This window comes from Halomonas maura, assembly GCF_030409305.1.
GTDB classification, from domain to species: domain Bacteria; phylum Pseudomonadota; class Gammaproteobacteria; order Pseudomonadales; family Halomonadaceae; genus Halomonas; species Halomonas maura.
Window position 1 is genome coordinate 39976 of record NZ_JAUFPQ010000002.1, and the last position, 12933, is coordinate 52908.

Annotated in this window: 12 protein-coding genes; 4 read left to right on the forward strand and 8 right to left on the reverse strand. The window is 70.2% G+C overall.

What is annotated here, in order from left to right; all coding sequences use genetic code 11:
- The first annotated feature begins 128 nt into the window (after positions 1–128).
- Complete coding sequence (locus QWY76_RS00335) at positions 129–689, forward strand: hypothetical protein (protein WP_290309124.1); 561 nt, start codon at positions 129–131, stop codon at positions 687–689.
- Positions 690–978: 289 nt separating this feature from the next.
- Here QWY76_RS00335 and QWY76_RS00340 read toward each other — a convergent pair whose 3' ends face one another.
- On the reverse strand, positions 979–1785 hold the full coding sequence (locus tag QWY76_RS00340; RefSeq protein ID WP_290309125.1) for an inositol monophosphatase family protein: 807 nt from the start codon (positions 1783–1785) through the stop codon (positions 979–981).
- 247 nt (positions 1786–2032) lie between these two features.
- On the opposite strand from QWY76_RS00340, the gene QWY76_RS00345 reads away from it, so the two are divergent.
- The 3 genes from QWY76_RS00345 to QWY76_RS00355 all read left to right on the forward strand — a co-directional run bounded on the left by QWY76_RS00345 (position 2033) and on the right by QWY76_RS00355 (position 4899).
- Positions 2033–2770 carry an SIR2 family NAD-dependent protein deacylase gene (locus QWY76_RS00345; RefSeq protein WP_290309126.1) on the forward strand — a complete coding sequence of 246 codons (738 nt, stop codon included), beginning with the start codon at positions 2033–2035 and terminating at the stop codon, positions 2768–2770.
- Between the two features lie 264 nt (positions 2771–3034).
- Entirely contained in the window at positions 3035–3979 is a 945-nt protein-coding gene (locus QWY76_RS00350) for a bile acid:sodium symporter family protein (protein ID WP_290309127.1), read from the forward strand.
- Positions 3980–4053: 74 nt separating this feature from the next.
- Positions 4054–4899, forward strand: coding sequence for a DTW domain-containing protein (locus QWY76_RS00355; RefSeq protein ID WP_290309128.1), 846 nt, complete (start codon positions 4054–4056; stop codon positions 4897–4899).
- Positions 4900–5189: 290 nt separating this feature from the next.
- On the opposite strand, the gene QWY76_RS00360 is transcribed toward QWY76_RS00355, so the two are convergent.
- The 7 genes from QWY76_RS00360 to def all read right to left on the reverse strand — a co-directional run bounded on the left by QWY76_RS00360 (position 5190) and on the right by def (position 12906).
- Positions 5190–6428, reverse strand: coding sequence for a TraB/GumN family protein (locus QWY76_RS00360; protein ID WP_290309129.1), 1239 nt, complete (start codon positions 6426–6428; stop codon positions 5190–5192).
- Between the two features lie 267 nt (positions 6429–6695).
- On the reverse strand, positions 6696–8144 hold the full coding sequence (locus tag QWY76_RS00365; RefSeq protein ID WP_290309130.1) for a TrkH family potassium uptake protein: 1449 nt from the start codon (positions 8142–8144) through the stop codon (positions 6696–6698).
- A gap of 69 nt (positions 8145–8213) precedes the next feature.
- Positions 8214–9587 carry a Trk system potassium transporter TrkA gene (trkA, locus tag QWY76_RS00370; RefSeq protein WP_290309131.1) on the reverse strand — a complete coding sequence of 458 codons (1374 nt, stop codon included), beginning with the start codon at positions 9585–9587 and terminating at the stop codon, positions 8214–8216.
- 114 nt (positions 9588–9701) lie between these two features.
- Entirely contained in the window at positions 9702–9905 is a 204-nt protein-coding gene (locus QWY76_RS00375; RefSeq protein ID WP_290309132.1) for a dodecin, read from the reverse strand.
- Between the two features lie 35 nt (positions 9906–9940).
- Complete coding sequence (rsmB, locus tag QWY76_RS00380) at positions 9941–11281, reverse strand: 16S rRNA (cytosine(967)-C(5))-methyltransferase RsmB (RefSeq protein ID WP_290309133.1); 1341 nt, start codon at positions 11279–11281, stop codon at positions 9941–9943.
- Positions 11278–12267, reverse strand: a complete 990-nt coding sequence (gene fmt / locus QWY76_RS00385) for a methionyl-tRNA formyltransferase (protein ID WP_290309134.1) — start codon at positions 12265–12267, stop codon at positions 11278–11280. Before fmt ends, rsmB begins: the two co-directional genes overlap by 4 nt.
- A 126-nt stretch (positions 12268–12393) precedes the next feature.
- Complete coding sequence (gene def / locus QWY76_RS00390; RefSeq protein WP_290309135.1) at positions 12394–12906, reverse strand: peptide deformylase; 513 nt, start codon at positions 12904–12906, stop codon at positions 12394–12396.
- Between the last annotated feature and the right edge of the window lie 27 nt (positions 12907–12933).

Sequence of the window (12933 nt, forward strand, 5' to 3'; positions counted from 1 at the left end):
GGTGGCATGCGCCTGGATGGGACTCATCGCCGGGGCGGCGCATACCCAGGCGCTGCCGAAGGGACAGACAAGCCGCTACGCGGCTTGCCTGCCGCTGAGCGTTCACGTCTGGCCTCAAGGGAGACGTATTGATCATGATCGCATGCCTTGGCTGGGGCTCCCTCGTTTGGGATCCGAGAGAACTCGCCATTCAGCGGAAGTGGTTCGAAGATGGTCCATTCATTCACGTTGAATTCGCGCGGCAGTCTCGAGATGGGCGAATCACCCTCGTCTTGACAGAGCGCGCAAGCCCGGTGCGTTCGTTATGGGCGGTCATGGATTCCACCAACCTGGCCTGCGCAACGTCAGCTCTTCGCAAGCGAGAGGGAATTCCGGAAAGGAACGAAGAACAGCATGTCGGCTCGTGGTCAGTCGGTCAGCCTTCTCCCGCCTTGATTCCCGGTCTTGCCGAGTGGGCCTCGGCTCGCGAGATGGCTCACGTCATCTGGACGAACCTCCCCCCCACGTTCAAGGGTGAAGAAAGAGAGCCTTCTTCTGACCAGGTGATTGAGTATCTCGCCGGGCTCGTAGGCGCACAACGCGAAGTGGCCGAGCGTTATGTGCGTTTCACGCCAAGGCAGATCGACACCCCCTATCGTCGTCGTATCGAAGCGACGCTTCAGTGGACGGCGATCGATGCAAGGCAGTAGCTGCGCCATGCTGCCGGACACGTCGCTCCGGCGGACCGGACGGCAGCGGCGCTGTTGTTCGGTCCGCCGAGCTTCAACCTGATATCTATAGCGGCATGCCTTGAACGTTCGTTCTTGGCCGTCAGTTCCTCGATCCCCTCCCGTCTGGTCTCGGCCTGGCGATGGCCAGGCCACCGCCTGTGCCGGAGGGGCAGCCTTCCCGATGACTGCTGGGCGCCTGCCTCGGCCTTCCGCGGCCTTCGCCGGGACACGGGATCGCGGCCCATGTCGGGGGCATGGACAGGGCCACTCACTCGGTGTCTCTCAGAATGTCGAGCAGATCGCCGTGTGGCTCGGGATGGGCCACCAGCAGGCTGGTCCACTCGATGGGGGCCGGGTCGCCGTCAAGGTCGGTGACCGTGCAGCCCGCCTCCCGGGCGATGACGATGCCGGCGGCGATGTCCCACGGGTCCAGCTCGGCCCCCTGGGACCAGAAGGCATCGAAGCGGCCGAGGCCGGCATAGGCGATCTCGAGTGCCGCCGAGCCGGGGACTCGAATGCCCGCCACCCGGGGCATCAGGAGGGTGAGCTGGGCCAGGCTGGTCGGGCAGTCGCCCTTGGCGTGGTAGGGCAGGCAGGTGGCGAGCAGCATCTCGTGCAGGGGCCGCGCGGGAGGCGTCGTGATGCGCTGCGCGCCACGGTAGGCGCCCTGACCGCGCACCGCCCACAGCATCTCGTCCAGCAGCGGCTGGTAGACCACGCCATGGGTGAGGGCATCCCCCTCGCTCACGGCGATGGAGACCGAAAAGTGGGGCACCCGATGCAGGAAGTTGTTGGTGCCGTCCAGCGGATCGATGATCACCGTGATATCACCGGCCTGGGCGGGCGTGGCGCCGCTCTCTTCGCCGAGGAAACCCACCTCGGGGTGGGCCCGGCGGACGGTGTCGATGATGACGCGCTCCGCCGCCCGGTCGTAGTGGGTCACGAAGTCGGAGGCGCCCTTGCGCTCGAAGTCGATGGCACCGGCGGTGTGGTAGCCCTCGCGTAGTCGCTCGCCGGCCTCCCGGGTCGCGAGCTTGAGGGTCTCGATCAGGGTCGGCTGGGTCGGGTCGTGCATGTGGCCTCCTGGCGGTGTTGCCGGTCGCCCGGATGTGGATGACCGATGGCAGGACGGTAGCGGTGAAAGGTGACCGCGGGACGTCAAGCGCATGTCGCTGGCGTGATGGAACGCCAGCGGGGTGGCGCTGTTGCTGGTCGCAGCGGGGCCCGGAGTGGTAGTTTCAGGCAGTGGCAAGTCCTGGCAAGAGGGTAGCTGGTTCTGGAAAGTGGGTCGCTGGCGCCCGCGTGGCGAGAGGGGGTGAAGGGTGGAGCAGCATGCGCCGCATCTGGTGGTGCTTAGCGGAGCGGGTATCAGCGCCGAGAGCGGCATCCAGACCTTCCGCGCCGCCGACGGCCTCTGGGCCGACCATCCCATCGAGGAGGTCGCCACCCCCGAGGCCTGGGACCGCGACCCCGAGCGCGTGCTGCGCTTCTATGACGCCCGCCGCGACCAGGTGCGCCGCGCCCGGCCCAACGCCGCCCACAAGGCCCTGGCGCAACTCGAGAGCCGCGGCTTCCGGGTCAGCGTGATCACCCAGAACATCGACGACCTCCACGAGCGGGCCGGCTCCCGCCGGGTGCTCCACCTGCACGGCGAGATCCTCATGGCCCGCTCCTCGGTGGACCCGCGCATGCGCTATCCGCTGCGCCGGGGCGGCATTCGCCTGGGGGACGTCTGCGACAAGGGCAGCCAGCTGCGTCCCGACGTGGTGTGGTTCGGCGAGGCGGTGCCGCACTTCGCCGATGCCTGCGCGCTCGTCGCCGAGGCCGACCTGCTGCTGGTGGTGGGCACCTCGCTGGCCGTGATGCCGGCCGCCTCGCTGCTCCACCAGGCGCCCCTGGAGGCGCCCTGCGTGCTGGTCGATCCCGAGGCGGCGACCCTGGCGCCGCCGGGCGTGACGCGGATCAGCCGGCCCGCCGGCGAGGGGGTGCCACCGCTGGTCCGCCACTGGCAGCGCGAGGAACGGCTGTGGGTGCCGGAAACGCTGCTCGAGGCGCGCTGAGGCGCCGCAAGTCGCCCGTGTCGACTGGCGACCTCGACCCGCGGTGCGAGCCGTGCCACCGAGCCGCCCTCGCCGGGGCGGTCCGGGTGGCTGTCCGGATTGCCGTGTGACGGGCATCGGTCGGCCGTGCCCCTTGCCGTTCAGGGACACGGCTTCATTGATTAGCGCGCATACGGCATCATGGCCTCCGCGCCCACCCGGGCCTATACCCGTTGCCGTCACGGCGGCCCGGCCTTTCCCGAGACGCCATGCCAAGGACCCCCGATGCTCGTCTTCGAACGCCTCAACCGCCTCTTCCCCCTGTGGGCGATCCTGTTCGCCCTCTGCGCTGCCTGGCAGCCCGACTGGTTCACCGGCCTCGCCGGACAGATCCGGCTGCTGCTGGCCCTGATCATGTTCGCCATGGGCCTGACCCTGTCCCGCCAGGACTTCGCGGGGGTGCTGCGCGCCCCGCTGCCGGTGGCGGTGGGCATCCTGCTGCAGTTCACCCTGATGCCCCTGGCGGCGCTGGCCGTCTCCTGGGGGCTGGGGCTCGACGCCGCCCTGACCACCGGGATGGTGCTGGTCGGCGCCACCGCCGGCGGCACGGCCTCCAACGTAATGACCTGGCTGGCCGGCGGCCACGTGGCGCTGTCGGTGTCGATGACCCTGGCGTCGACGCTGGTCTCGGTGGCCGCCACGCCGCTGCTGACCTGGATGCTGGTCGGGCAGAGCGTCGAGGTGCCGGTGGCCGGGATGTTCCTGAGCATCGCCCAGCTGGTCATCGCGCCGATCGCCCTGGGCGTGGTGGTGCATCACCTGCTGGGAGCGCGGGTGCGCGCCGTCGAGCCGCTGCTGGCGAGCCTGGCGATGGCGGCCATCGTGCTGATCATCGCCATCGTGGTGGGGCTGAATGCCGAGCGCCTGCTGACCCTGGGCCCGCTGGTGGCACTGGCCGTGATCCTGCACAACGCCATCGGCCTGGCCGGGGGCTACGGGCTGGCCCGCCTGGTGGGCTTCGAGGTGCGCGTCGCCCGGACCGTGGCCATCGAGGTCGGCATGCAGAACTCCGGGCTGGCGGTGACCCTGGCCAGCCAGTTCTTCACCGCCAGCGCGGCCCTGCCCGGGGCGCTCTTCTCCGTGTGGCACAACGTCTCGGGCTCGCTGCTGGCGGGTTACTGGAAGCGGCGTCCCGTGGCGCGGCGCGAGGCCGCCAGCCTGTCCCGCTGACGCCGCGGCTCGGGGCTCGGGTCCCGGGTCGGGCATGCTAGAATGCCCGCCCCAGTCAGCGATGCCCCTAGCTCATGAGTGATACCCGTGACCCGGCGGCCCCGTCCGCCGGCACCGACAGCGCCCAGGCCCCCCCGGAGACCGTCGCCGAGTGCGAGCCGACCGAGGGGCTCTCCCATGACCCCGCCACCGGGCTCTCCCATGACCCCGCCACCGGTCATCCACGGCCGCCGCGGCGGGAGTTCAAGGCGCGCGGCAGCTTCGTGACGCGCTGCGAGGGCTGCAACCTGCCGGCCCTCAACTGCCTGTGTCCCTATCGGGTCCAGGCCGAGTGCCATGCCCGGGTGTGGCTGCTGACCCACCCCCTGGAGCATCACAAGCCCACCAATACCGGTCGGCTGATCCGCGACGTCCTCCCCGAGACCGAGGTCTTCACCTGGTACCGCACGGCCCCGGATGCGCGGCTGCTGGCGCTGCTCGACGATGCCCGCTATGCCCCCTTCGTGATCTTCCCCGACGACCACGAGGACTATGCCCACCGGGTGGTGGGCATGGAGCGCGTCATGACCGAGGTGCGTGCGGACAAGGTGCCGGTCTTCATCATCCTCGACGGCACCTGGCGCCAGGCGCGGCGGATCTTCCGCAAGAGCCCCTACCTGGCCGAGTTGCCGGTGCTGCCGCTGGCCACCGAGCGGCTGACCCGCTACCGCCTGCGCAAGCCGGCCTCCGCCGCCCACCTGTGCACCGCCGAGGTGGCCGTGGAGCTGCTCCGACTGGCCGGTGACCCCCAGGCCGCCGAGCTGCTCGACGACTACTTCGATGCCTTCAACGACAGCTATGCCGCCAGCCGCCGTCACGAGAAGCTCGAGGCGCCGACCCCGGCCATGCGTCGCCTGCTGGAACGCCGAGCGATCCGCTAGGCGCTGCGGAAGAACGCCGGGCCATGGCCTCGAGCTCGCGGAACATCAGCGCCTTCAAGCGCCGCCGCCGGTCGGTGGGAAAGATCAGCGTGAAGGCGAGGAACACCAGCAGCAGGATCATCGCGGAGTCCAGCGAGCCGGCCTTGGTCCGCCGGTGGGCGAAGGGCACCACCGTCAGGAAGAGGAAGGGGGCCCCGCGGACTTCCCGGTAGCCGGGCCAGGCGTTAGCCATGGCCGGGTCGGGGAGGTCGGGAGGTGGCGGGCGCCGCGGGACGCGGCGCCCGGCGGGGTCAGCCGCCGAACAGCGCCCCGGCGATGCGGAAACCGGCGATCCAGGTGCCGGCGGCGGAGCCGAGGGTGGCGGTGAGGAAGACCAGCAGGGTGCGCGAGACCCGATTGCGCCACCAGCCCTTCAGCTCGGTGACGTCGTGGCGCAGGGTGGCGAAGTCGCGCACCTTGGGCTTGCGCATGGCGAGCTCCACCCCGGCGGCGACGAAGCCGGCACCGATGGTGGGATTGAGCGAGGTGAGGGGCGCGGCCACCACGGTGGCGGCCACGGTCACCGGGTGCGCCAGGGCCGCCAGGGTGGCCGCGCCGGAGAGCACGCCGTTGATCACGAACCATTCCACCACCAGCTGCCAGCCGAGCTCGGTGTTACGCGAGAAGCCGATGGCGAAACCGGTCAGCACCAGGGCGGTGATGGCCCAGGGCAGCGCCTTCCAGACCTTCGAGGGCGGCGGGGTGGCCTCCAGCGCCTCGCGCTCCGGGGTGGGCGCCTCGGGCAGCGGCCGTGCCAGGTGCTCGGCCATGCCCTTGAGGTGGCCGGCACCGATCACCACCAGCACGTGGCGGTAGCGCCCTGGCGGACACTGCTCGGCCAGGCGCAGCACCATGTAGCGGTCGCGCTCGCTGATCAGCGGCGTGTAGAGGGTCTCGGACTCGGCGGCGAACTCGCTGAAGGTGGACTCCAGGACATCGCCCTCCTTGAGCCGCTCGATGTCCTCGGCGGAGACGTCCTGGCGGGACAGCAGCCCGCCGAGCAGCCCCGAGAACAGCGAGAAGCGCTGCCACCAGGGCACGTTGTGGTAGATGCGCTTGAGGGTCACCCCCACGTCCCGGTCGATCAGCACCAGCGGCAGCCGGCGGGCGCGGGTCTCCTCCAGGGCGGCGCGCATCTCGGCGCCGGGCTCGATGCCCGACTGCTCGGCGAGGCGCTGCTGGAAGGCGCCCAGCGCCAGGCTGGCGGCGACCATGCCGGCCTTGCCCTGGCGAAAGATCTGGAACAGGTCCTGCTCGCCCAGGGCGTCGGGGTTGGCCAGGTTCTGGTGGCGCGAGTCGCACAGCTCGACGGCTACCGCGTCGAACTCGCCGGAATCGATCAGCGAGCGGACCTCCGCGGCGCTCTCGGCCGAGACATGGGCGGTCCCCAGCAGGGTGTAACGGGTCTCGCCCACCAGGAGGGTGCGGCGGGGGCCGCCGCTGGTGGCCTGTTCACGGGGGGCGGTCACGGTGTCCTGGGAGTCGGTCATTGACGCTCGGGCCTGGAGGATGAAGAGTCGATTATCCACGAAGGCCGCCGGCGGGCCAAACCCGCCGCGGGCGCTTGCATCGGGTTTGCTACTTGCGCCAGAAGGCCGGGGTGAACAGCACCAGCACGGTGAAGATCTCCAGGCGCCCCAGCAGCATGGCCACCACCAGGATCCACTTGGCCAGCATCGGCAGGTCGCCCCGGTATTGAGAGCTGCGCTGGCCCGGCCAGCGCCCAGGCGACCCCACCTGCAGAGCGGCGTCTTCGATCACTTGCGCCAGAAGGCCGGGGTGAACAGCACCAGCACGGTGAAGATCTCCAGGCGCCCCAGCAGCATGGCCACCACCAGGATCCACTTGGCCAGCATCGGCAGGTCGCCGTAATGGGCACTGGCCTCGCCCAGTGCCGGCCCCAGGTTGTTGAGCGCCGAGCCCACCGTCGACCAGGCGGTGATCTGGTCGACGCCGGTGGCCATCACGCCCACCAGCATCAGGAAGAACAGCATCACGTAGGCCGAGAAGAAGCCCCAGACCGCCTGGGCGATGCCGTCCGGCACGCTGACCTTGCCGATCTTCACGGTGATCACCGCATTGGGGTGGATCAGCCGCATCACCTCGCGCATGCCCTGCTTGAGGATCAGGATGATGCGGATCACCTTCATGCCGCCGCCGGTGGAACCCGAGCAGCCGCCGACGAAGGCCGTCACGAACAGCAGGAAGGGCAGGGCGCCGGGCCAGATCGAGAAGTCGGCCACGGCGAAGCCGGCGGTGGTGGCGATCGAGACCACCTCGAACAGCGCATGGCGCAGCCCCAGGGTGGTCTCGTAGATCTCGGTGAGCCATAGCGAGATCGCCGTGGTAGTCACCAGGCCCGCCAGGAACAGCATCAAAAAGCGGGCCTCCGGGTCCTGGAAGTAGTGGGTCACGCTGCGTTGCCGCCAGGCCAGGAAGTGCAGGCTGTAGCTCATCGCCGAGATGAACAGGAAGAACACGCAGACCAGTTCGATGGCGGCGCTGTCGAAGTAGCCGATGCTGGCATCGTGGGTCGAGAAGCCGCCGATGGCCACGGTGGAGAAGCTGTGGCCCAGGGCGTCGAACCAGTTCATGCCGGCGGCCATGTAGGCCAGCATGCAGGTCACGGTCAGGGTGGCGTAGATGTACCACAGCGCCTTGGCCGTCTCGGTGATGCGCGGGGTCAGCTTGGAGTCCTTGAGCGGCCCCGGGATCTCGGTGCGGTACAGGGCCATGCCGCCGACGCCCAGCGTCGGCAGGATGGCCACGGCCAGCACCACGATCCCCATGCCGCCCAGCCACTGCAGCTGCTGACGGTAGTAGAGGATCGCCTCGGGCAGCAGGTCGATGCCGGTGATCACCGTGGCGCCGGTGGTGGTCAGCCCCGAGAAGGACTCGAAGACGGCGTCGGTGGGCGACAGGGCCGAGGCGCCGGTGAGCATCAGCGGCAGCGCCCCGAACAGCCCCAGCACGCTCCAGAACAGCGCCGCGATCAAGAAGCCGTCGCGGGTGCGCAGTTCCTTGCGGGCATGGCGGTTGGGCAGGTACATCATGGCTCCGGTCACCACGGTGATGGCCAGCGCCACCACGAAAGCCTCCCACATGCCGTCGCCGAACAGCAGCGAGATCAGGATCGGGGGCGCCATGGTCAGGCTGAACATCATCAGCAGCAGACCCAGGATGCGCAGGATCATGCGCAGGCTCATGCGGTGGCTCTCCTCGTCGGGCGGGGCGTCGTCCCTGGCGGCATGGCGGTCACTCGGTGCGGGGCTCCATCAGAAGAAGGTCAGGCCGACCTGGAACAGCCGCTCCACGTCGCGGATGCGGCGCTTGTCGATGACGAACAGGATCACGTGGTCGCCGGACTCGACCACCACGTCGTCATGGGCGATCAGCACGTCCTTGCCGCGCACGATGGCGCCGATGGTGGTGCCGTTGGGCAGGTCGATCTCGCCGATGGCCCGGCCCACCACCTTGGAGGATTGGGTGTCGCCGTGGGCGATCGCCTCGATGGCCTCGGCGGCGCCACGCCGCAGCGAGTGGACGTTGACGATATCGCCACGACGCACGTGGGTCAGCAGGCTGCCGATGGTGGCCTGCTGGGGCGAGATGGCGATGTCGATCTCGCCGCCCTGGACCAGGTCCACGTAGGCGGCGTTGTTGATCAGGGTGAGCACCTTCTTGGCCCCCATGCGCTTGGCCAGCATCGACGACATGATGTTGACCTCGTCGTCGTTGGTCAGCGCGCAGAAGATGTCGCAGTCCTCGATGTTCTCCTCCTCCAGCAGGCGCTTGCTGGTGGCGCTGCCGTGGAGGACCACGGTGCGGTCGAGGCGCTCGGAGAGCTGGGTGCAACGGTCGAGGTTGTGCTCGACGATCTTCACCTGGTGGCTGTGCTCGAGGTGCTCGGCGAGGCGCTCGCCGATGTTGCCGCCGCCGACGATGATGATCCGCCGGAAGTCCCGCTCCAGGCGCCGGAGCTCGCTCATCACCGCGCGGATATCGCGCCGGGCGGCGATGAAGAACACCTCGTCATCGGCCTCGATGACGGTGTCGCCGCGGGGGATGATCGGCCGGTTGCGGCGGTAGATGGCGGCCACCCGGGTGTCGACGCTGGGCATGTGCCGGCGCAGGAAGCCCAGTTCCTGGCCCACCAGGGGGCCGCCGTAGAAGGCCTTCACCGCCACCAGCTGCACCAGGCCGCCGGCGAACTCCAGCACCTGCAGGGCGCCGGGGTGCTCGATCAGCCGGCGGATGTGGTCGGTGACCACCTGCTCGGGGCTGATCAGCACGTCGATGGGCACCGCCTCGTGGGCGAACAGCCCCTTGCGGGTCAGGTAGGCGGTGGCCCGCACCCGGGCGATCTTGGTCGGGGTGCGGAACAGCGTGTGGGCCACCTGGCAGGCGATCATGTTGACCTCGTCGGAGTTGGTCACCGCGATCAGCATGTCGGCGTCCTCGCAGCCGGCCTGGCGCAGCACCATGGGGTAGGAGCCGGCGCCGGTCACGGTGCGGATGTCGAGCCGGGTGTGCAGCTCGCGCAGCCGCTCGCTGTCGGTGTCCACCACCGTGATGTCGTTCTCTTCGCGGGCCAGGTGCTCGGCCAGGGTCCCACCGACCTGGCCGGCGCCGAGGATGATGATCTTCATTGGGTGTCGCTGTCCGCAGGAAGCCGTGGCGGTGCCGTCTTGTGCACCGCAACATAAGTGATGGCCAGCTTAAACCAGCCGCGGATGGAAGAACAGGTCGGCCGCGGGACGGCCTCAGTCGAGGGTGAAGCCCACCTTGAGCGTTACCTGCCAATGCGTCACCCGACCGTGCTCGATATGGCCGCGGGTGTCGGTGACCTCGAACCAGCGCATGCTGTGCAGGCTCTCCGAGGCCTTGCCGAGGGCGCTCTGCACCGCGTCCTCGATGCCCGTCTCGGAGGTGCCGGTCAGCTCGATGTGCTTGTAGGTATGGTTCATGGTGTCGTCCTTTGGCAGCGAAGGGTGGAGGCCGCTCAGGCGGCCCGCTTCCTCAGTCTGGCATAGAAGAAGCCGTCATGGCTGTCGACGCTCGGCAGCAGCTGGCGTCCGGCGCCGGCGGGCCGGCCCCAGGCGACCCCCGTCGGGGTGGTCACCTCGGCGTCGGGGGTGCGCTCGAGGAAGGCCTGGACCTGGTCGGCGTTCTCCTCGGGCAGCACCGAGCAGGTGGCATACAGCAGGGTGCCGCCCGGCGACAGCAGCGGCCAGAGGTTGTCGAGCAGGCGAGCCTGGAGCTCGGCCAGCCGCGGGATGTCGGAGGGACGGCGCAGTCGCTTGATATCCGGGTGGCGGCGGATCACGCCGCTGCCGGAGCAGGGGGCGTCGAGCAGGATGGCGTCGTAGGGGGTGCCGTCCCACCAGTCGCGCTGGGTGGCATCGCCGTGGGCCAGGGAGGCACTCAGGCCGAGCCGTGAGAGGGTGTCCTCGACCCGGGCCAGGCGGGCGTCGTCGCTGTCGACGGCCTGCAACTCGATATCGAACAGCTCGAGCAGGTGGGCGGTCTTGCCGCCGGGCGCGCAGCAGGCGTCCAGCACCCGGGTCCCGGGACGCGGGGCGATCACCGGCCCCAGCAGCACCGCGGCGAGCTGGGCCGACTCGTCCTGGACGCTGACCCGGCCTTCCTGGAAGCCGGGCAGGGTGGACACGTCCCGTGGCTTGTCCAGGGTCAGGCCATCCGGCGCATGCAGGCATAGCCGGCAACTGATGCCCGGGGCATCGAGGTGGTCGCGGTACGTCTCCCGGTCGCCGTGGCGGCGGTTGACCCGCAGGGTCATCGGGCCGGGGCGGTTGTTGGCCTCACAGATGGCCCGCCAGTCGTCCGGCCAGGCCTGGCGGAAGGCCTTGAGCCACCACCTGGGGTGCAGCAGGGCCACCGCCGGGTCCTTGTCGACCTCGGCCTGCAGGGCCGCGGACTCGCGCTGCAGGCGGCGCAGGCAGCCGTTGAGCACCCGGGTGGCCCAGGCCTTGCCCAGCAGGCGGGCCGCGCCGGCGGTCTCGCCCACCGCGGCATGGGCCGGGATGCGCAGGTAGAGCAGCTGGTAGATGCCGACCAGCAGCAGCGCCTGGATGTCGGCGTCGCGGGCCTTGAAGGGCTTCTCCAGCAGCGTCGCGGCCAGGGCCTCCAGCCGCGGCAGGGTCCGGCAGGTGCCGAAGCACAGCTCCTTGAAGAGGCTGCGGTCCCGGGCCACCACCTGGTGCTCGTCGAGGTTGTTGAGCGAGCCCTTGCCGGTGATCACCGGGGCGAGCGCCCGGGCCGCGGCGGCGCGCACCGCCAGGCCGTTGTCGAGGGACTTGGAGTGTCCGGCGTGGTTGCTCATGCGGGGGTCTCCCGGTCCGGGGTCCCCAGGCGGGCGCCGGGGGGGAAACGGTCCGCGCGGGCCTTGAGCAGCTCGCGCACGTCCAGGGCCTTGCCGCCGGGTAGCTGGGCCCGGGTCACTCGCAGCACCTGGTCGCCGGCCGGGCCGCAGGCGATACGCAGGGCGTCGGCGTCGGGGGCGAGCAGGGTGCCGGGGGCTGCGGGGTCGCCCGCGGCCGGGGCCGGGGCGGCCTCGGCCATCAGCAGGCGCAGGCGCTCCTCGCCCTGCGCGCACCAGGCGACCGGCCAGGGATTGAAGGCGCGAATGCGGGCGGCGAGCGTCGCGGCGGGCTGGCGAAAGTCGAGCTCGGCCTCGGCCTTGGACAGCTTGGCGGCGTAGGTGACGCCGGTCGCCGGTTGCGGCGTGGCGGCCAGGCCATCGCCGGCCAGCGCCGCCAGGGCCTCGACAAGCGCCTGGCCGCCCAGGGCGGCCAGGGTGTCATGGAGCTCGCCGCCGGTGGTGGCGGCGGTGATGGGGGTGCGCCTGACCAGCAGCATGTCGCCGGTGTCGAGGCCCTCGTCCATCTGCATGATGGTCACCCCGCTCTCGGCGTCGCCGGCCTCGATGGCCCGCTGGATGGGCGCCGCGCCACGCCAGCGCGGCAGCAGGGAGGCGTGGACATTGAGGCAGCCCAGCCGCGGCGTGTCGAGCACCGCCTTGGGCAGGATCAGGCCGTAGGCCACCACCACCATGAGATCGGCGTCCAGTGCCGCCAGCGTCGCCTGGGCCTCCGGCGTGCGCAGCGAGGCGGGCTGGTGGACCGGTAGCCCATGCCGCTGGGCCAGCGCCTTGACGGGGCTGGGGGTCAGCTTGCGGCCCCGCCCGGCGGGGCGGTCGGGCTGGGTGTAGACGGCGACGACGTGGTGGGGGCTCGTCAGCAGTGACGCCAGGCTCTCGGCGGCGAAGTCGGGCGTGCCGGCGAAGATGACGCGCAGGGGTCGGGACATGGGTCGAGGGCCTTACCGGGATGAATGCCCCCATGATAACGGAGCGGGGCGCAAACGACGAAGGCCGGCGTCCTCAACGGCGCCGGCCTTCCGGTGATTCGCCCGTGTGGGCTGAAGTGCCCAGGCTCAGGCGGGCTGGCCCATCTTGTGGCGCTTCTGCATCTTCTTCATCACCCGGTCGCGCTTGAGCGGCGACAGGTAGTCGACGAACAGCACGCCCTCCAGGTGGTCGCACTCGTGCTGGATGCAGTGGGCCAGCAGGCCCTCGGCCTCCAGCTCATAGGGCCGGCCGTCGCGGCCCAGCGCCTGGAGCCGCACCTTCAGGGCGCGCGGCACCTCGGCATAGTACTCCGGGATCGACAGGCAGCCCTCCTGCATCGGCTCGCGCTCGTCGCCGATGGGCGTGTACGTCGGGTTGACCAGCACCAGCGGCGTGCTGCGATCGTCGCTGACATCCATCACGATCACGCGGCGGTGCACGTCCACCTGGGTGGCGGCCAGGCCGATGCCTTGGGCGTCGTACATGGTCTCGAGCATGTCGTCGACCAGTTGGCGCACCTCGTCGTCGACCGTCTCGACGGCAACCGCCTTGGTGCGCAGCCGCTCGTCGGGGAATTCGAGGATGGGGAGTTTGGCCATGGCGTTGGTGTCACCGTTGTGCTGTCA